Here is a 19,301-nt window from a genome sequence, read left to right on the forward strand (position 1 = left end):
CTTACGGGGTCGTCGCCGCCAAGGCACGGCCGAATAGCGCTCGGTGAATGTCGCGCCGCTTGACCGTTTCTGCCTTGATGTTGGTACGGTTACCTTGGCCGCCAAGACAGGAATCGTCGGATAACTATCCTTCATCACCTGGCGACCGGTTGTCCCTTCCATTTTCGGTCCTACCGGGAACGGTTCGTACGTCCGGTGAGTGACCCGGGTATCGCAGGTGCGATACCTGACAAAAGATGGAAGGAACACCAGCATGACTCAGGGAACCGTCAAGTGGTTCAACGCTGAAAAGGGCTTTGGCTTCATCGCTCCCGAAGATGGCAGCGCGGACGTTTTCGTCCACTACTCAGCCATCACGTCGGACGGCTACCGCAGCCTCGACGAGAACCAGAAGGTCGAATTCGACACCACCCAGGGCCAGAAGGGCCCGCAGGCGGAGAACGTTCGCGCCATCTGATTTCCTGCACTGAGGACGGGCTCGGCGATTATCGCCGGGCCCGTTTTGCTGTCCATCCGCCGGTGCGACCGGATCGCCACAGGTCGGTGAACGCGCGGGTAATAGGCTCAGGCTCACATCGTGCATCGCCGTCTTCCTGGCGGCCCAGAGTCAAGGAGCCTAGGTGTGGCAACACTCGTCCAATGCGAGGTAGACAACGGCGTGGCGACAATTCGGATTGATCGACCGCCGGTCAACGCCCTCAACACCGAGGTGCAGGACGGCCTCCGCGAGGCGGCTTTGGAATGCAGCCGACGCGATGACATTCGTGCGGTTGTGTTGTGGGGTGGCGAGAAGGTGTTCGTGGCCGGGGCGGACGTCAAGGAGTTCCAAACCATGTCGGCCCAGGACATGAGCCGGGTCGCGACCTCGATCATGGCCACGACCGAGTCCATCGCTCAGATCCCGAAGCCAGTCATCGCTGCAGTAACCGGGTTTGCGCTCGGCGGCGGGTGCGAGGTTGCGCTTGCAGCCGACTTCAGGGTCAGCGCTGACAAGGCGAAATGGGGCATGCCAGAGGTCTTGCTCGGTCTCATCCCCGGTATGGGTGGCACGCAGCGCCTGCCGCGGCTCATCGGTCCGTCCAAGGCCAAGGATCTCATCTATACGGGCCGATTTGTCGACGCCGCGGAGGCTCTTGAGATCGGTCTCGTCGATGTGGTGGTCGGGACCGCGGATGTCTACAGCACCGCTCAGGCGATGGCCGCGAAGTTCGCCAAGGGTCCAGCTTTGGCGCTCAGAGCGGCCAAGGCGGCTATCGATCAGGGTCTGGAGATCGACCTCGCTACTGGGCTCAGGCTCGAATCCCACTTGTTCGCTGGCGTGTTCGCCACGGAAGACAAGCAACGGGGGATCGATTCGTTCGTTCAGAACGGCCCTGGCAAAGCCGAGTTCGTCGGGAACTGAGTCCATGCCGCCGATCGAGACAGTTCTGTTTGATCTCGATGGAACGCTGAGTGATTCGGCACCGGGCATCTTGGACTCGCTGCGCAAAGCCTTCGTTGATCTCGGTGTTCCGTGGATCGACGACCAGACAGCCAGGGCGCTACTCGGGCCACCGTTCTACCACACCCTGCCGCCTTTGGTCGGCGAGGATCGCCTGGACGAAGCGATCGCGGCATACCGCCGGCACTACGTCGACGAGGGCGACATGTACGTCACCAACGCGTATGACGGTGTGCCGCGCCTGCTCGAAGCGCTGTCGAGTCGAGGCATCAAGATGGCAGTGGCGACCAGCAAACCCGAGCTCCACGCCGCTCAGATCATCGACTACCTCGGTCTCGCTGGTTACTTCAGCACCATCGGCGGCGACACACTCGGGGGAGCGTTGGACACCAAGGCCCTCGTTGTCGGCGAGGTCTTGCGCCGGCTTGGCGGTCCTGATCCAACGACCGTTCTGATGGTCGGCGATCGAAGCCATGATGTCCTTGGCTCGGCAGCGCACGGTGTTCGCTGTATCGGAGTTCTGTGGGGGTATGGCACGCGCGCCGAGCTCACAACGGCGGGAGCGATCGGGTTGGCAGCGAGCCCCTCCGAGGTTCTTTCGCTGATCGGCTGAGAATGCTCGCCACGCTCAGTAGCATCCACCGCAGCCGGATGCGCACCACCGCATTCGCAACGCGGGCTCGAAGCGGAGAAAACGATGACCGATGTCGAACGAGGAACGTCGGCTGAACGGGCTTGGTCCGATGATGCCGTCCGCCGGGTAGAGGCGGACGCCAACCGATCAGCCGACACCCATCTCATCAGATTCGAGCTTCCGCGTGACTGGGGAATCGACCTTTACTTCAAGGATGAATCGACGCATCCAACTGGTTCACTCAAGCACCGCCTGGCGCGTTCGCTCTTCTTGTATGCGCTAGCCAATGGCTGGCTGAAAGAGGGCACGACCGTTATCGAAGCCTCGTCGGGCTCGACCGCGGTCAGCGAGGCCTACTTCGCTCGGCTGTTGGGTCTTCCGTTCGTGGCAGTGATGCCCCGTTCCACGTCGGCGAACAAGATCGCCTTGATCCAGCGCCAGGGTGGACGGTGCCATCTGGTTGATGACGCGACGATGATTTACGCCGAAGCGGCGCGCTTGGCCGACCAGTGTGGCGGACACTACATCGATCAGTTCACCTTCGCGGAACGGGCCACTGACTGGCGTGGCAACAACAACATTGCCGAATCCACCTTCGCTCAGATGGCCCTTGAACCGTATCCGGTCCCGTCGTGGATCGTGGTAGGAGCGGGCACCGGAGGAACGTCGGCGACCGTCGGCCGCTACATCCGGTATAGGAGGCTGAATACCCGACTGTGCGTGGTTGACGTCGAGAACTCGGCGTTCTTCCCAGGTTGGCAGGCGAACAGCGACAAGATCGTGACCGGCAAGGGGTCGCGGATCGAGGGTATCGGCCGGCCGCGCGTCGAACCGAGCTTCGTCGGCGACGTGGTGGACCGGATGATCAGCGTCCCCGATGCGGCGTCGCTGGCCGCGATGCGGTACCTGACCGAACCCCTGGGCAAGCGCGTCGGTGCCTCCACCGGTACCAATTTCATCGGGGCATTGACGATTGCAATGCAGATGCACGCATCGGGTCGGCGGGGCAGCATTGTGACGTTGATCTGCGATGGGGGTGAGCGATATTCCGATACCTACTACTCGGACGACTGGCTGCAGGCACAGGGCATTTTCATTGCGGAATACGCAAGTAAAATTGAGGGCGCCCTGGCTGGCGGGACTTGGGTCGGCCTTGCAGGATGACACGATGGTGGCATGACCGAACCTGAGCGGCGCAGCAGCCAGCGACTGACGCCGGCCGCCCGGTTGGCCGCAGGTGTCATGTTGGCGGTCATCGCGGCCTTGTCCCTTGGCGGGGCCCGCTTGGTGTCGGGAAGCCAGCGGCACGCCTACGACCGTGGCGCGGTGCCGGCGCCGACCTACCACATCACTGCAGGTCGGACATATCAACTGTCGAGCGCGGACGGTGTCGCGAAACTGACGAAGGCTGGCGTCCTGGGTTCGGACATCACGCCGGTGTGTATGGCATCTGCTCCGGACGGCGCGACGCGACCGATCACGATTTCAGGTACACGAGACGATCCGAGGGACCTACACGTCTTCGCCACCTTCACCGCCGACCAGACGGGCAGCTTTCACTTTGCTTGCAATGGCGTGTCTAAGGTATTCGTCGACGATGCTGATGATTCTCCAGCCGACCTGAGCGCGGTGCTCGTGGTGCTGGCCTCGGTTTTCGGTGTGTGCGGTGTCGCCCTGGCCATGTCGGGCGGATACGGGTTGCGCCGCTCAGAGGTAGCTGGCGATCCGCGACGCAACGACGCACTAGGACATCAAGGCGTGAGCTGAAAAGGGATATTTCGGGGCTGGCTAGGCGGGGGAATCAGGATATTTTAGGAATGAGATAACGAGCCGTAGACTGAGTTAACGTGACCGACCGGACCATTGCCCGCACCAGCGGCAAACCGAAGTCGATCTTCTCGTCGGCATACCGAATTTCCACGCTCGGCATCATCATTCTGATGACGATCATCGCGTTCGAGGCGATGGCCGTGGCGACGGCACTTCCCACTGCGGCGAGCGATTTGCACGGCCTTGGCTCGTACGGATGGTCATTCACCGGCTTTCTGGTGGCGTCGGTAGTCGGCATGGTGTCGTCGGGCATGTACTCGGATCTGCGCGGGCCGAGAATGCCTCTCCTCGTCGGCCTACTGCTGTTCGTCGTCGGACTGGTAATCGGCGGCCTCGCCGGTTCCATGACGATCCTGGTCGGTGCGCGGGTCGTACAGGGCTTGGCGGTCGGGTTGCTGATCACCGCGATGTACGTGGTGATGGGCGAGGCTTACCCGGACGAGATCAGGCCGCGAATCTTCGCCGCGCTCTCCAGCGCGTGGATCGTTCCAGGGCTGGTTGGCCCTGTCATCGCCGGCTGGATCACCGAGCATTTCTCCTGGCGCTGGGTCTTTGGGGGCTTGGCCCCGTTTGTCGTGGTCGGAGGGCTGATGCTGGTGCCCTCGTTGCGGCAGCTGCGAGTACATGCCAGCCACGCCGATCATCAGCGGTTCCAGAATCCAAGTCGCATCGGCTACGCAATTCTGACGGCAATCGGTATTGCAGGAATCGCCAACATCGGAGAGAACCAACGACCCGCCAGCGTGGCACTGGCCGTTGCAGGCATCGCCTTGCTCGTCCTCGGCCTGCGACGATTGCTGCCCTCAGGCACGATCTCCTTCGCGGCCGGTGTGCCGGCGGCCGTGGCGTTTCGAGGCGTTCTCGCTGGGACCTTCTTCGGGATGGAATCGATCGTGCCGCTGACGCTGAAGGTGCAGCATCACTACTCGCCAACCCTGGCAGGGGCGCCATTGATGCTCAGCGCGGTCACGTGGGCGCTGGGTTCGCAGGTGCAGAGCAGATCCAAGCGATTAAGCCGGCCGTTCCTCGTGGGCTGCGGTCTGGTGTTGATGGCTGCTGCGGGGATCGGTATGGCCGCCACCGCTGCTGAGGTCGTGCCCGGGTGGGCTGCTTTCCTGGCCTGGCCGCTGGCGGGCTTAGGTGCCGGATTCGCTCTCACGACCGCGAGTGTCTCGATGCTCGAGTTCACCAACGACGCCGACCGCGGTTCGGACTCGGCTTCGTTGCAGTTGGCTGATTCTTCCTGCAGCGCACTGTGCACGGCCTTTTCTGGTGCATTGGTCGCTGCCGGCGCACACGGCAAGATCGATTACGGTTCGGGTCTCTCGATCGTGTTCTTGGTGCTGTCGGGCGCAGGACTCCTTGCCATCGTGCGGGCCGCCCGGCTCAGGCCAGCGGACCGTGGCCCGCGAGCGGACCGAAACAGCGCTGGACCGGCTTCGCGCAGTGCCAGCGTTGCGCAGGGCCGCCATGCGTCGGCGGTCGGCTCGAACGCTGTCTCGCCGTAAGCTGGTCTCCGATGCCATATCTGGACCACGCCGCCACCACTCCGATGTTGGAGGAGGTCATCGCCGCCATGACGGAGGCCATGACCCTGGTCGGCAACCCTTCGTCACTACATACCGCCGGTCGTAAGGCACGCCGGATTGTCGAGGAGTCGCGAGAGCGATTGGCGTCGGCCCTTGATGCTCGACCTTCCGAGGTGATTTTCACGGGCGGCGGAACCGAGTCCGACAACCTCGCGGTCAAGGGCATTTTCTTTGCGCGCCGCGCGGAGGACTCACGACGGCGCAGGGTCCTCGTCAGCGCGATCGAGCACCATGCTGTTCTGGACGCGGTGAACTGGCTAGCCGAGTACGAGGGTGCGCAGGTCGAGTTCTTGCCGGTCGACGCCTACGGCGCCGTTCTTCCGGAGACGCTTTCTGCCGCTATCGAAACCGACCCGGCGTCTGTCGCCGTTGCGAGCGTGATGTGGGCGAACAACGAGGTCGGAACCATCCAGCCGATCAGGGAGCTTTCCGACATCGCGCACGGTTACGGTGTGCCATTTCATACCGATGCGGTGCAGGCCGTCGGCGCCCTCGAGGTGTCATTCCTTGAGTCGGGCGTTGATGCTTTGACTGTCACAGGTCACAAGCTAGGTGGCCCGTACGGCGTTGGTGCGCTGCTGCTCAAGCGGGAGGTGTCGTGCATCCCGCTACTGCACGGCGGTGGGCAGGAGCGTGACGTTCGATCCGGGACTCTCGACACTCCTGGCGTAGTGGGCTTTTCACTGGCCGCGGAGCTAGCCGTTGATCGCCGCGCTGAGACTGCTGCTCGGCTGGGGAGCCTCCGCCGCGAACTCATCGAAGGCATCCTCCGCGAGGTACCGGACGCAATCCTGAACGGCCACCCGGTCGATCGTTTACCCGGTAACGCTCATCTGTCGTTCCCCGGATGTGAGGGCGATTCCTTACTGATGCTGCTCGATGCCCGTGGGGTCGAATGTTCGACAGGTTCTGCTTGTTCGGCAGGAGTCGCTCAACCGTCCCATGTGTTGCTCGCGATGGGAGCCGGCGAGGCCCGGGCGCGTGGATCGTTGCGGCTGTCATTGGGCCATTCCTCCACGGATTCCGATGTGCGGGCAGTCATCGATTCAATCGGTCCGGTCACCGAGCGGGCCCGTCGGGCTGGCATGTCTGCGCTTGCGACGACGACGGCGCGAGCGTCATGAAGGTCTTGGCTGCCATGAGCGGCGGCGTCGACTCCGCGGTCGCCGCGGCTCGTGCTGTCGATGCCGGGTGGGACGTGACTGGCGTTCACCTCGCTCTGTCCAAACAACCGGCCACGTTGCGCACTGGCGCGCGAGGGTGTTGCTCGGTCGAAGATTCGCATGATGCCCGCCGCTGTGCTGACATCCTCGAGATCCCGTTCTACATCTGGGACTTCGCGGACCGTTTCAAGGCCGATGTAATCGACGATTTCATCGCCGAGTACGAGGCCGGGCACACCCCGAACCCCTGCTTGCGATGCAACGAGAAGATCAAGTTCGAGGCACTGCTGGATCGGGCCTTAGCCCTCGGATTCGACGCGGTGGTTACCGGCCATCACGCCAAGCTGGTCGCAGGCAGCCTGAGCCGCTCCGTCGATCACGCCAAGGACCAGTCCTATGTGCTGGCCGTTTTGCGTCCGGAGCAGTTGGCGCACGCTATCTTTCCACTTGGGGATTCGACCAAGGACGAGGTGCGTGCCGAAGCCGCTCGACGAGGTCTGACGGTTGCCGACAAGCCGGACTCGCACGACATCTGTTTTATTGCCGACGGCGACACCCAGGGATTCCTGAAACGGCAACTGGGGGAGCGTCCCGGAGACATCGTCGATTCCGCTGGAGACGTCCTCGGCTCACACAACGGTGCGTTCGGGTTCACGGTCGGGCAGCGGAAGGGGCTGAAGTTGACGACGCCCACACCTTCGGGGGATCCGCGCTACGTGTTGGCCATCCAGCCCAAGACGAACACGGTCGTCGTCGGTAGCGCACATGATCTCGAGGTCAACACCATCCACTGTGACCGACCGGTGTGGACGAGCGCTGCGCCTGACCGTGATTTCGATTGCCTCGTTCAGATGCGCGCGCACGGAATGGTTTCTCAGGCTCGGATCAGCCTGAGCCAGCCGCATGATTCTGCCGGTGGCGGCGGCCTGATTGCCATCCTGGAGGGCGTCCAGCGTGGCGTTGCGGCTGGCCAGGCACTCGTGATGTACGACGGAGATCGAGTGATCGGCTCGGCCACCATTACGGCCACCAGCGTGCGGCCCCTGCAGCCGGTTGCAGGGCCGTCCGAATGACCGGTCGGCGATGACGGATAGGCCGTGGCCCCGGGGTACCGCGACCGGCCTGGGTTCGCTTCCGGGCTCGGACCCTGATGAGGCAGTCCGGCTGGTGCTCGGCGAAGTTCCCGAACTGCCGTACCTGCCGGAGCTTCCCGACCGAGGCATCGGCGCTGACATGGTAGGTAGGGCCGGAGCCATGCTCGTTGATCTGCCGTTGGAATGGCAACTTCATGGCTGGACGGCCTCGGATCACACAGGTCGGGACATGAGCCGAGCGGGCGATCTGTTGAAGCGCGACCTCGATGCGCTGACCGAGCAGGCGCAAGGACTGCCATTGTTGAAGGTGCAAGTCTGCGGTCCGATGACGATGGCAGCGAACGTTGAACTTCCTAACCTGCACAAGGTATTGACCGACCACGGGGCCTTTCGAGATCTGGCCGGCTCGCTGGCTGAAGGCACTCGGCTTCATTTGAGCGATCTCCGTTCGAGGCTGCCAGGAACGCGTATCGTTCTCCAGGTCGACGAGCCGGCGTTGCCTTCAGTCCTGGCTGGCACGGTGCCCACCCCGTCGGGCTACGGCACAGTGCGTTCAATGTCACCTGCAATAGCGCAGCCTGCCCTGGCCGCCCTCCTGGAGGCCGCCGACGTCGGGCATCGGGTTCTGCATTGTTGCGCGGCGGACGTTCCCTTCGAGTTGATTCGCGATGCGGGAGCCTCGGCGATTGCTGTGGACTACGCCCTCTTGAGTATGAAACAGCTCGATTCGATCGGTGAGCTGATTGAGGCCGATGTATCCGTTTGGCTGGGCATCGCGCCGAGCACCGATGCAGAGATTTCTTTCGACCAGCTCCGAAACAAGGTGGCCTCACTATGGCAGCGCCTTGGTTTTGCGTCTGAGTCTCTCGCGGATGCCGTCGTGGTGACGCCGCAATGTGGCTTGGCAGGTGCGTCCGCACCGTACGTACGGCGCGTCATGAACATCTTGCGCGATGTCGGCCGGTCTCTTACGGAGCAGTGAGCGCGGCGCCATCGCGGCTGCTTGACAGTCCCGAAGCTGAGTTCTGTCGGCGGTGGACGGTAACTTGTTCGCTGTGAGCACCGCAGACCCGACACCCTCCATCGAGGATGACTCTGTCCCGGCCGACGCACGTCAACAGCATGCGGCGCTATCCGAAGAGCTGCTAGACGCTTCCTATCGCTACTACATTCTGAACGCGCCGACTCTTTCCGACGCCGATTACGACACCAAGCTCCGTGCGGTGCAAAAACTTGAAGACGACTTCCCACAGTTGCGCACTCCGGATTCACCTACGCAACGTGTTGCCGGCGATTTCTCCTCGCAATTCAATGCGGTCGCCCACTTGGAGAGAATGCTGTCTTTGGACAATGCCTTCTCTCAGAACGAACTCGATGCCTGGGCCGCGAGAGTTGACAAAGAAGTCGGCGAAACGGGCTATCTCTGCGAATTGAAGGTCGATGGTCTGGCTATCGATCTGGTGTACGAACGCGGCAGGCTGGTGCGTGGCGCAACCCGTGGCGACGGCCGCACAGGTGAGGACGTGACAGGCAACGTCCGTACGATCCAGGGGATTCCGGACCGTCTGGTGGGAGACGGCATACCTGAAGTGATCGAAGTTCGTGGTGAAGTTTATTTTCCGCTCGAACGGTTTGCCGAGTTGAATGCAGCGTTGGTTGAGGCCGGCAAGCCCCCGTACGCGAATCCGCGCAACACGGCTTCTGGGTCGCTACGGCAAAAGGATCCAAGGATCACAGCCTCTCGCAAGCTGCAAATGGTCGTACACGGTGTAGGACACGTTGAAGGCGGCCCCACGGTCACAAGGCAGTCGCAATGGTATGGCCTTCTGCAAGGTTGGGGCCTGCCCACGTCTGCGCGGGCAAAGGTCCTGCCCTCGCTGTCCGAGGTCAAGGAGTTCATCGCTTACTACGGCGAACATCGACATGACGTCGAGCACGAGATCGACGGTGTTGTGGTCAAGGTTGATTCACTCGCTCAGCAAAGGCAGTTGGGCGCTACGAGTCGTGCCCCGCGATGGGCGATTGCCTTCAAATACCCCCCGGAAGAAGTGAACACGAAGCTCCTCGATATCCGCGTGAACGTCGGGCGCACCGGACGGGTGACACCTTTCGGCTTCATGGAGCCCGTTCAGGTTGCCGGGTCGACCGTCTCGCTTGCGACTTTGCACAATGCAAGTGAGGTGAAACGCAAAGGCGTGCTAATTGGTGACACGATCGTGTTACGCAAGGCCGGCGACGTGATTCCGGAGATTCTTGGTCCCGTCGTCGACCTGCGCGACGGTTCGGAACGCGAGTTCGTGATGCCGACGCACTGCCCAGAGTGCGGTACCGAACTCAAGCCACAGAAAGACGGCGACGCCGACATCCGGTGTCCGAATCAACGCTCGTGCCCAGCACAGCTACGTGAGAGGCTGTTCCACGTCGCGGGTCGCGGCGCCTTCGATATTGAGGTCTTTGGCTACGAGGCGGCGGTTGCGTTGCTAGCCGCCGGAATTGTGGCCGATGAGGGCGACCTCTTCAAACTCGATGCCACCGCGCTACGTCAAGCCGAGTTTTTTATTCGCAAGGACGGCGAACTGGCGGCAAACGCCAAGAAACTTCTGGACAACATCGAAGCCGCGAAAACCAGGCCGCTGTGGCGTGTACTTGTTGCCTTGTCGATTCGGCACGTCGGTCCGACGGCAGCCCAAGAACTCGCAGCCCAATTCGGGTCGATCGATGCCATCGCGTCGGCCAGCGCCGCGGAGCTTGCCGCCGCTGAGGGCGTGGGTATGACCATCGCCGAATCCCTGGTCGACTGGTTCGCCGTGGATTGGCATCGCGAGATCATCGAAAAGTGGCGTGCCGCAGGGGTCGTCCTCAGCGAGGATCGCCCCGTCGATGACGGTCCCAAGCCGCTGGCCGGACTCTCCATAGTGGTCACCGGTTCTCTTGAGCGCTTTACGCGTGATAGCGCGGCCGAGGCAATCGCGGCATTAGGCGGCAAGAACGCAAGCTCGGTGTCGAAGAAGACGGCGTTCGTTGTCGTAGGGGAGGCACCCGGCACGAAGTACGCAAAGGCAGTCGACCTGAAGGTACCCATACTGGACGAGTCTGGTTTCGATGTCTTACTTGCCGATGGGCCAGACGCAGCGATGTCCCTCGCACGCATTGGCGACGAGAGCTAGCGCCTCCGCCTGCGCGGCGCGCGCTAACCATCCCAGCTGAGACGGTTTGTCGGGCTAGGAGGTCAGCACCGTTGATGCGATCGAGGCCAGGTGAGACATCCGGATGAGCTCGCTCGCCAACCAACGCAGGGCAGGGCGGCCGACCAGAATCGCTTCGGCGCCCAGCGGCACGACGGCAAGTTCGGTGCCGAGGGCCGACCAGTCGTTTGGCGCCCAGTCTTCGTCCGCGTCCAATGGCCTTGGGGGCTGGGCGGGCCACCACGGCGTGGCGAGCGTCTCGATCTCAGGAGCAGCAGAACTGCGTGCAATGACTGTTGACGGTCCACCGGTCAACTCGGGTGCCTGAAGGACGAGCGCCCAACCTGAGCGAAACAATCGGCACACGCCGTCGGCCAGGACGGTACGAGCATCGTCGTTGTTCGGCGCGAGTTTCTCCAGCAGTTCCAGTTCGCGGAATGGGTCTATGACCCCCGCGTAAGGGCGGATCGACTCGACGCGAACGCCTTCCACGCTGGCTGCCGCGGTCACCAACGAGTCTGCCAGCTTGTCCGGTGGCAGCTCGACCACGAGATCGTCAGTGGCGTGTCCGGGAGTGCGCTCGACGATGTCGACGCTGAGAATGTCGGCGCCCGCATGGCCGAGTGCGGTTGCGACGGCGCCCAGTGCACCCGGGCGATCGGGCAGGACGACTCTGATCAGGAAGGACACCCGCGTATTGTCCCAACACGATGTATCCAGCCTGTTACCCCGGGTGCCTCGTCAGAGCACGCTCAGTAATCTCATCATCCCTGCCTCGACTGCTGACCTGCGTCCGCGGGCCGTATCGGCTGGCATCGGCAGGCGTCAACGGCCTGATCGCGGGGTTTGGTCTCAGGCCTGGTGCCGCAGGTCATAGACTCCTAATTCGTGTCTGATGATCGCCCTACCCTCACTCGCGATGAAGTCGCGCATCTCGCCCAACTCGCTCGCCTAGCGGTCACCGAGGACGAACTCGACCTCTTCGCCGGTCAACTGGACGTGATTCTGGGATCGGTAGCGCGTATCGGCGAAGTTGCCGCAGGCGACATCCCGCCGACGTCGCATGCCGTACCGCTGGAAAACGTCTTCCGTCCGGACGAAGTCACGCCGTGCTTGCCCCGCGAGGATGTGCTTGCAGGTGCGCCGTCTGTCGAGGACTTCCGATTCAGAGTGCCCCAGATCCTGGGCGAAGAGGAGTAACGCGACATGACAGATCTATTCGAATTGGACGCTTGCCAGACCGCGGCCGCCGTTGCTTCGGGTGACGCTAGCGCGGTGGAAGTAGCACAGTCGCATCTGGATCGGATCACTCAGGTTGACGGCCAGATCAGGGCGTTCTTGTACATCGACGCTGACGGAGCCCTCGCGGCCGCGAAGTCCGTGGACAGCAAGCGCGCGGCAGGCGAACCGTTGGGCCCGCTTGCCGGCGTGCCGATGGCGATGAAAGACGTCGTCGTGACAAAGGGCCTGCCGACGACATCCGGATCCAAGATCCTCGAGGGGTGGGTGCCGCCCTATGACGCGACGGTGACCCGCAAGGTGCTCGATGCGGGCCTGGTGATGCTGGGCAAGACGAACATGGACGAATTCGCGATGGGGTCCTCCACCGAGAACTCGGCTTATCACCCGACCCACAATCCGTGGGACCTTTCCCGAGTGCCTGGCGGCTCCAGCGGCGGATCGTCGGCCGCGGTCGCCGCGTTCGAGGCTCCGCTGTCGATCGGGACCGATACTGGGGGGTCAATCCGGCAGCCCGCCGCCGTGACCGGGATCGTAGGCCACAAACCCACGTACGGCGCGGTCAGCCGCAACGGTCTGATTGCCTTCTCGTCCTCGCTGGACCAGGCAGGTCCATTCGGGCGAACTGTCCTGGACACCGCGCTGCTTCACCAGGTCATCGCCGGGCACGACCCGCTCGACTCGACCTCGATACCGCAACCTGGTCCAGATGTGGTCGCCGCGGCTCGCTCAGGCGCTGGTGGCGATCTGTCCGGCGTGCGGATTGGGGTGGTGCGCGAGCTGACCGGGGCTGCGGGGGGTTATCAGGACGGAGTTCTGGCCGCGTTCCGTTCAGCCGTCGATCTGCTCGCTGGTCTCGGTGCCGAGATCGTCGAGGTGAGCTGCCCGAATTTCGACTACGCGCTCGCGGCCTACTACCTGATCGCCCCGAGTGAATGTTCCTCAAACCTCGCGCGCTTCGACGCAGTCCGGTACGGCCTGCGCGTGGGTGACGATGGTTCGCACTCTCTCGAGGAGGTCATGTCCCTGACCCGGGAGCAAGGCTTCGGACCGGAGGTCAAACGGCGGATCATGATCGGGACGTACGCGCTTTCTTCGGGGTATTACGACGCCTACTACGGACAGGCGCAGAAGGTCCGCACGTTGATCGCACGTGACTTCTCGGCAGCGTTCTCACTCGCCGACGTCCTCGTCTCACCTACCTCACCGTTCGTCGCGTTCGGCATCGGCGAGCGCGTCGCTGATCCGATGGCCATGTATGTCAACGACTTGTGCACGCTGCCCTCTTCGCTGGCAGGCACACCCGCGATGTCGGTGCCGTGCGGCCTTTCGTCCGAGACCGGCCCGGCGCTGCCGGTTGGGCTACAGATCATGGCGCCGGCGATGGCAGACGATCGCTGCTATCGGGTTGGGGCCGCCTTCGAGACTGCCTACAACGCTGCGAATGGACCTATCTTGAAAAGTATTCCGCAACTGGGAGCCGTGCGATGACGCTGAGCGGTGAGGTCACCGAAAATGTGGACGCCAGCTACGAGGGTGTGGTGAGCCGCTACAACCCGGTGATCGGTCTGGAAACTCACGTCGAACTCGGCACCGTTTCCAAGATGTTTTGTGGTTGCTCCACCGAGTTCGGGGCCGAGCCGAACACCCATACCTGCCAGGTGTGTCTCGGCCTGCCCGGAGCCCTGCCGGTTGCCAACGCCAAGGCCGTCGAATCCACCATCCGCATCGGCCTGGCTTTGAATTGCTCGATTGCCGAGTGGTGCCGCTTCGCTCGCAAGAACTACTTCTACCCGGACATGCCAAAGAACTTTCAGATCTCGCAGTTCGACGAGCCGCTGTGTACCGAGGGCTACCTCGATGTCGTGGTCCAGGGTCAAACGTATCGCGTCGGAATCGAACGTGTTCACATGGAGGAGGACACCGGCAAGAACACTCATGTCGGCGGCGCGACTGGTCGCATTCACGGCGCCGAGTATTCGCTGGTCGATTTCAACCGGGCAGGCATTCCCTTGATCGAAATCGTCACGAAGCCCGTCGAAGGGACAGGTTCGCTCGCTCCTGAGGTGGCAAAGGCGTACGTGACCGAGTTGCGCGACATATTGCGAACGCTCGGCGTCTCCGACGTCAAGATGGAGCAGGGTAGCTTGCGCTGCGATGTCAACACGTCCCTGTCCCCAAAGGGCGTAGCCGAGTGGGGAACCAGGACCGAGACCAAGAACGTGAACTCGCTACGCAGCGTCGAGCGTGCGGTTCGCTCCGAGATGATCCGACAGGCTGCGATCTTGGATCGCGGTGGGCGCATCAAGCAGGAGACCAGGCATTTTCAGGAGACGACAGGCGAAACTCGGTCAGGTCGCAGCAAGGAAGAGGCCACCGACTACCGGTATTTTCCCGAACCAGATTTGGTTCCTATCGCTGCCGCCCGAGCATGGGTCGATGAGATCAGGGCTTCGCTACCAGAGCTGCCCGCCGCTCGGCGCACAAGATTGCAGGCCGAGTTCGGGTTCTCAGTCGAGGATCTGGCAAAAATGGTGAACGCTGGGGTTGTGGACCTCGTCGGGTTGACCATCGATGCCGGAGCGCCCGCCGCAGAGGCGCGAAACTGGTGGATGGGCTACCTGGCACAGCAGGCCAATGCGCTCGAGGTCGACCCTTCGTCACTGGCGGTCACGCCTGCGCACGTGGCGCGGATCATATCTTTGGTCAGCGCGGGCACGCTGTCCACGGCCCTCGCCAGACAGGTCGTCGATGCTGTGTTGCAGGGCGCCACCGACGTGGACCAGGTAGTGGCCGAACGAGGTTTGGCGGTGGTCTCGGACACGACGGCACTGACGGAAGCGGCGGACGCAGCAATAGCTGCGAATCCTGATGTAGCTGAGAAGGTTCGGGCGGGTAAATTACCGGCAGTTGGCGCCTTGGTCGGAGCCGTGATGAAGGCCACCCGAGGTCAGGCCGATGCGGCAGCCGTACGCGAGATTCTGCTGCAGCGTCTGGGGATTTCTGAATAGGCATCAGGCCCGGCATCTGGTAGCGGGCTAGCGGTACTCATCTGGCACCCATATTTGAGCCAGGCTGCACCCAGGCGGATGGCCGAGGCTCGATGAGTGTCAGTTCTAGCTCCGAATGCGTCCGAGGTATCAACCGAAAAGGCCCATTCAGGGACGGCTTCCGGCACCGCAACTGAACGTGTCGCATCCGCGCGGCCGCCAAAGCTCGGGCGTCTTCTGACGCTGGATCTGATGCGCGGCTACTTCGTCCTGATTCTGGCTTCAGTGCATCTGGACTACGGCCCCTCCTTGCTGGGCTACCTGGACGGCAGAGGCCGGTTGTGGGTCTCGGAGGCCGAAGGATTCTTCTTCATCTCAGGCCTGTTGGTTGCAATGCTTCGAAGACGAGATCTAGAGAACTCAGGCTTCCGACAAGCCGCGCGCAGGTCATGGGCCCGAGGCGGCAAGTTGTATCTCGTGGCCTGCGTATGCACGATCGCCTACACCGGCCTGGGTCGCATCGTGACGAATTTTGGTTGGACGGGAGCGAAGCCCGGACTGGATACCGAATCCTCCTGGCAGCGGGTGCTCTACAACACGCTGAGCTTGCACTACGTGTACGGCTGGACCGACTTCTTGACGTTCTACGCACCGCTGTTCTTCATCGCCCCGTTGCTGATCTGGCTGATGTCTCACCGGTTGACCTGGCTGGTGGTATTGGTTTCGGTTGCTGCGTATGTCTCGATGAGTTTTGACTCCGCGATCTGGGGCGCCTCCGGCGCGTTCATCCAGTGGCAGGTGCACTTCGTCGTCGGTGCCGCCGTCGGTTATCACTTGACCGAGATATTCGGCTGGCTGCGCTCGCTTCGCCATCGAACCCGGCAGGTTCTTGCCCTGGTTGCCGTCACCTCAGCAGTGCTGCTGTACGGCGCGGGCATGGTGACGCTCTGGGCGCCGAGCCTGCGACCGACCGCGGCCTGGTATGACTTTCTCATCTTCGACAATCGTCTCGGTCTGTTGCGTCCGGTATTTCTGCTGATCATGTTCGCTGGCGGCTACGTTGTGATCGAGCGCCTACACCGGCCGATCATGGCCACGGTAGGCAATGTGGTCACCTTGTTCGGTCGCAACTCGATGTACGTCTACATCGTGCAGAGTGCGTTGGTCTTTGCAATTCCGTTCATCTCCGCAGCCCGAGGAGTCGTCTTCAATTCGTTGCTCGATTTCGCCGTGATCGGTCTGGTCTGGTTGGGCCTGCACAAGCAGTTCCTGTTCAGGTTGATTCCGCGTTGATCCACGCTGAGCTCCGGCACGCAAGCGACCACCTCGGCATCGTGATCTGGATTTCGTGCGTTTGAGGTGCGACCTGAACTACAGGGGCGAGTTGCCGCTAGCAGCCGAGGCTGGAATTCGAATGACCCTATCGTCATCGGACACAGGCTTTCCCTTACCGTCGCGATTGCTGGTCGTCAGCCACAACGCCCCGTCTGATCCGGCTACGACAGTCCGAAGCCGCCCGTACTTACCCTGCAGTACGGGTGTGAAGGTGCCGATGACGGCTTTGGAGTCGATGGTTGCCGACGCCAAGGCTGTGCCAGTTGAGGTCGCGACGACAAGTTGGCCGTTTCTGAGTGCACACCCCCCGGCGCCTGACAGGCCCGCTGGCAGAGTTGCCGATGCGACCGTCGAATTGCTGCCCCTGGTGGGCCAGCCATAACTTGCACCGGCCTTGATTTCGTTAACCTCATCCGGCCGGCCGGCCGAAATTGCCACTCGAAGTCCGGATTGCGGGTCTACGCACAAGCCATTAACAGCCGCTAGACCGGATGCGAAAATGATCGAACTAGCATTCGGGTTGCCGGTCACGGGTTTGCCGACATCGTCTGAACGAAGCACCTTTCCTGCCAGGCTTGTCCCGGCTGCGGCCAATGCAGGTATGCCTGCGTCTCCCGTGCCCACCAGCAGTGCTCCAGTGCCGTCGAAGGCGATGCGGCCTACATTTCCAGACGTCCCGCGGGGGATTCCGACAATGACCGGCGTCGGTGCGCCACCAATCGAGAAATGCACGACCCGGTTGTCCGTCGAGGTCGTCAGGTATGCATAGATCAGGCCGTCCTGGTCGAACGTCGGTGACAGCGCCAGATCCAGCAGACCTCCGTCACCGGCGCCGTCCACGCCAGGAAGAGTCTGGATGACCTTGATGGGCTTGCCTGCCGTCGGCTGTACCAGCACAATCCGCCCGGTCGTGCGCTCGCCGACCAGGGCCGTACCGTCCGGAAGGACGATCAGGCCGGTCGGCTGATTTAGTTTCGTGGCCACCACGGCTGGATCGACAGTCGTCGACGGACTTGGCGAGGATCCTGAGGATCCGCCATTGGGGTTTGAGGGCTGTGGCCCGTTGCCGGGCGCTGAAGGGCTGGGTGCCGGCAGGCCATTGCCGGGTAGCTCGGGCTGAGGTTCGGCGTTGGCCTGAAAGTCTTGCTGAGGTACCCAGGTGGGCTGGTTGCCTGTAGCGCCATTACTGCAGCCAGCCGTCAGCGCGGCCGCTAGCGCCGCGGCCGCCAACCCGCCCGCCACGCGAGCTCGCCTCATCACGAACCCAGTCTGCCTGTCTGCCCCACCGCGTTGCCTGTGGGGTGGAATAGGGCTGCCGCAGGGCGTGTGAATCCGAGGTCTTCGAAGCCATGGTGTTCAAATCCTCGCTCGTCGATCGGTAGCGTTCGGAGCATGAAAGATGTGTGCCTGCCGTCGGCATCGCTTCGTGAGCGCATCCAGCAACTGGACCCGGCTATTGAGGTCGCCGATCGGGCGGTCATTTGGCAGACGGGTGAACTGTCCGAAGCCGATCACGCCAATCTCGCCGAGGTCGAGTTCTGGGTGCCGGGCTTCCTACTCAGCGACGTCGCTGCCCTTGATGCGGCCATTTCGGCGATGCCCAGGCTGAGGGTGATTCAGAGCCAGAGCGCCGGCGTGGATACCTTCATCGGGCACACGCCGGACGGTGTGATCCTCTGCGATGCCCGTGGCGTACACGGCTCGGCGACGGCTGAATGGGCCCTGACCGCCGTGCTCAGCGTCTTGCGGGAGTTCCCTAGGTTCACCCGAGCGCAGCTCGATCGTCGTTGGGACCGAACCGTGACGGACGAACTCGCGGGCAAGCGAGTTCTCATCATTGGAGCGGGCGATGTCGGTGAGCAGCTCGCGCGGCGTGTTGCAGCCTGTGACGCCAGTACCACGATGGTCGCGCGCCATGCTCGAGCGGGCGTGCATGCAACATCCGAGCTACCTGAATTGCTACCGGACGCCGACGTCGTAGTTGTCATCGTGCCGAAGACACCGGCGACGGTGGGCATGGTTGATGCTGAGTTCCTGGCCAAGATGGCTGATAACGCCCTGCTCGTCAATGCGGCTCGCGGACCGATCGTCGACACCGAGGCACTACTTTCGGAGTTGCGATCCGGCCGCCTACGAGCTGCGCTCGACGTGGTCGATCCGGAACCGCTGCCAGCGGACCATGCGCTGTGGACCGCGCCCAATCTCTTGCTCACCCCGCACGTGGGAGGGTCGGTGCTCGGATTCGAGGCTCGAGCGGCGGAACTGATCTCAGCCCAGCTCGCACGATTCACCCGAGGTGAACCGTTGATAAATGTCGTTGATGGCGATTATTGAGCCCACAGTGTGGACTCAGCGGCTAGGTAGCACTCCAGGGCACTTCTAAGCTGCGAGATCCGGGATCCGGCCATTGCTCGCAGCGATGAGCGGATTCAGTTTCGTCGCACGAACACAGGGCAGCTTGAGCTGGGATTCCGCGTCGTCGACGGCATATACGGCGCCCGAATCTGCAAGGCGGAGTCCGGTGAGGTGGTCCCAACTGATGGTCTGCGCGCCGAACAAGGCGCGGGCGGTGAGTCCGTTGTCGTCGACGATGGTTGCCGTCCGCAAGATGTAGGCAATGCAGCCGATCGGGATGAGATAGACCAATGTGAAGAGTGCTGACTGAACGACTGCGGTCAAGCAGAGCGCGAGGAACGCCACGATGAAGAACGTGGAATTCGGCTGTCTGATAACAGTTCGCGAGCGTTCGGTCATGGGTGCCAGACTAGGGTGCGCTGTGGTGAGACCTGCCTCGCATATCC

The 19,301-nt window shown here is 62.6% G+C and carries 18 protein-coding genes; 15 read left to right on the forward strand and 3 right to left on the reverse strand.

Annotated features, from left to right (window positions below; genetic code table 11):
* Positions 1–253: 253 nt before the first annotated feature.
* From cspE to ligA, 10 genes are all read left to right on the forward strand, one after another.
* The gene (cspE, locus tag ACSMXN_RS11110; protein ID WP_027139193.1) at positions 254–457 is read left to right on the forward strand and encodes a transcription antiterminator/RNA stability regulator CspE; all 204 of its coding nucleotides are present in this window, start codon (positions 254–256) and stop codon (positions 455–457) included.
* 165 nt (positions 458–622) lie between these two features.
* Positions 623–1,402 carry an enoyl-CoA hydratase/isomerase family protein gene (locus tag ACSMXN_RS11115; protein ID WP_022912310.1) on the forward strand — a complete coding sequence of 260 codons (780 nt, stop codon included), beginning with the start codon at positions 623–625 and terminating at the stop codon, positions 1,400–1,402.
* Between the two features lie 4 nt (positions 1,403–1,406).
* Entirely contained in the window at positions 1,407–2,054 is a 648-nt protein-coding gene (locus ACSMXN_RS11120) for an HAD hydrolase-like protein (RefSeq protein ID WP_022912311.1), read from the forward strand.
* Between the two features lie 84 nt (positions 2,055–2,138).
* Positions 2,139–3,239 (forward strand): L-cysteine desulfhydrase Cds1, encoded by a 1,101-nt coding sequence (gene cds1 / locus ACSMXN_RS11125; protein ID WP_022912312.1) that lies wholly within the window; start codon positions 2,139–2,141, stop codon positions 3,237–3,239.
* 12 nt (positions 3,240–3,251) lie between these two features.
* Entirely contained in the window at positions 3,252–3,842 is a 591-nt protein-coding gene (locus ACSMXN_RS11130) for a hypothetical protein (RefSeq protein WP_022912313.1), read from the forward strand.
* A gap of 80 nt (positions 3,843–3,922) precedes the next feature.
* Positions 3,923–5,413: an MFS transporter gene (locus ACSMXN_RS11135; protein ID WP_022912314.1), complete on the forward strand. Its 1,491-nt coding sequence runs from the start codon at positions 3,923–3,925 to the stop codon at positions 5,411–5,413.
* Positions 5,414–5,424: 11 nt separating this feature from the next.
* Entirely contained in the window at positions 5,425–6,618 is a 1,194-nt protein-coding gene (locus tag ACSMXN_RS11140) for a cysteine desulfurase family protein (protein ID WP_022912315.1), read from the forward strand.
* Complete coding sequence (gene mnmA, locus ACSMXN_RS11145; RefSeq protein ID WP_022912316.1) at positions 6,615–7,730, forward strand: tRNA 2-thiouridine(34) synthase MnmA; 1,116 nt, start codon at positions 6,615–6,617, stop codon at positions 7,728–7,730. The genes ACSMXN_RS11140 and mnmA overlap by 4 nt, the downstream gene beginning before the upstream one ends.
* A 10-nt stretch (positions 7,731–7,740) precedes the next feature.
* On the forward strand, positions 7,741–8,733 hold the full coding sequence (locus ACSMXN_RS11150) for a vitamin-B12 independent methionine synthase (protein WP_022912317.1): 993 nt from the start codon (positions 7,741–7,743) through the stop codon (positions 8,731–8,733).
* 64 nt (positions 8,734–8,797) lie between these two features.
* Positions 8,798–10,918: an NAD-dependent DNA ligase LigA gene (ligA, locus tag ACSMXN_RS11155; RefSeq protein ID WP_196811213.1), complete on the forward strand. Its 2,121-nt coding sequence runs from the start codon at positions 8,798–8,800 to the stop codon at positions 10,916–10,918.
* A gap of 54 nt (positions 10,919–10,972) precedes the next feature.
* Here the strand turns inward: ligA and ACSMXN_RS11160 are convergent, their stop codons facing one another.
* Positions 10,973–11,626 carry an ACT domain-containing protein gene (locus tag ACSMXN_RS11160; RefSeq protein ID WP_022912319.1) on the reverse strand — a complete coding sequence of 218 codons (654 nt, stop codon included), beginning with the start codon at positions 11,624–11,626 and terminating at the stop codon, positions 10,973–10,975.
* Between the two features lie 198 nt (positions 11,627–11,824).
* On the opposite strand from ACSMXN_RS11160, the gene gatC reads away from it, so the two are divergent.
* From gatC to opgC, 4 genes are all read left to right on the forward strand, one after another.
* Complete coding sequence (gene gatC, locus ACSMXN_RS11165) at positions 11,825–12,136, forward strand: Asp-tRNA(Asn)/Glu-tRNA(Gln) amidotransferase subunit GatC (protein ID WP_022912320.1); 312 nt, start codon at positions 11,825–11,827, stop codon at positions 12,134–12,136.
* Between the two features lie 6 nt (positions 12,137–12,142).
* Complete coding sequence (gatA, locus tag ACSMXN_RS11170; protein ID WP_022912321.1) at positions 12,143–13,666, forward strand: Asp-tRNA(Asn)/Glu-tRNA(Gln) amidotransferase subunit GatA; 1,524 nt, start codon at positions 12,143–12,145, stop codon at positions 13,664–13,666.
* A complete protein-coding gene (gene gatB, locus ACSMXN_RS11175) occupies positions 13,663–15,186 on the forward strand; it encodes an Asp-tRNA(Asn)/Glu-tRNA(Gln) amidotransferase subunit GatB (RefSeq protein WP_022912322.1) in 1,524 nt (507 codons plus the stop codon). The genes gatA and gatB overlap by 4 nt, the downstream gene beginning before the upstream one ends.
* Before the next feature lie 96 nt (positions 15,187–15,282).
* A complete protein-coding gene (gene opgC / locus ACSMXN_RS11180) occupies positions 15,283–16,458 on the forward strand; it encodes an OpgC domain-containing protein (protein WP_022912323.1) in 1,176 nt (391 codons plus the stop codon).
* 78 nt (positions 16,459–16,536) lie between these two features.
* Here opgC and ACSMXN_RS11185 read toward each other — a convergent pair whose 3' ends face one another.
* Positions 16,537–17,757, reverse strand: coding sequence for a PQQ-dependent sugar dehydrogenase (locus ACSMXN_RS11185; RefSeq protein WP_027139196.1), 1,221 nt, complete (start codon positions 17,755–17,757; stop codon positions 16,537–16,539).
* Positions 17,758–17,892: 135 nt separating this feature from the next.
* Between ACSMXN_RS11185 and ACSMXN_RS11190 the strand changes: the two genes are divergently transcribed.
* A complete protein-coding gene (locus tag ACSMXN_RS11190) occupies positions 17,893–18,834 on the forward strand; it encodes a 2-hydroxyacid dehydrogenase (protein ID WP_022912325.1) in 942 nt (313 codons plus the stop codon).
* A 45-nt stretch (positions 18,835–18,879) separates the two neighbouring features.
* Here ACSMXN_RS11190 and ACSMXN_RS11195 read toward each other — a convergent pair whose 3' ends face one another.
* Entirely contained in the window at positions 18,880–19,254 is a 375-nt protein-coding gene (locus tag ACSMXN_RS11195) for a PH domain-containing protein (protein WP_022912326.1), read from the reverse strand.
* Positions 19,255–19,301 lie beyond the last annotated feature (47 nt).

It is taken from the genome of Parajatrophihabitans canadensis (genome assembly GCF_053764775.1).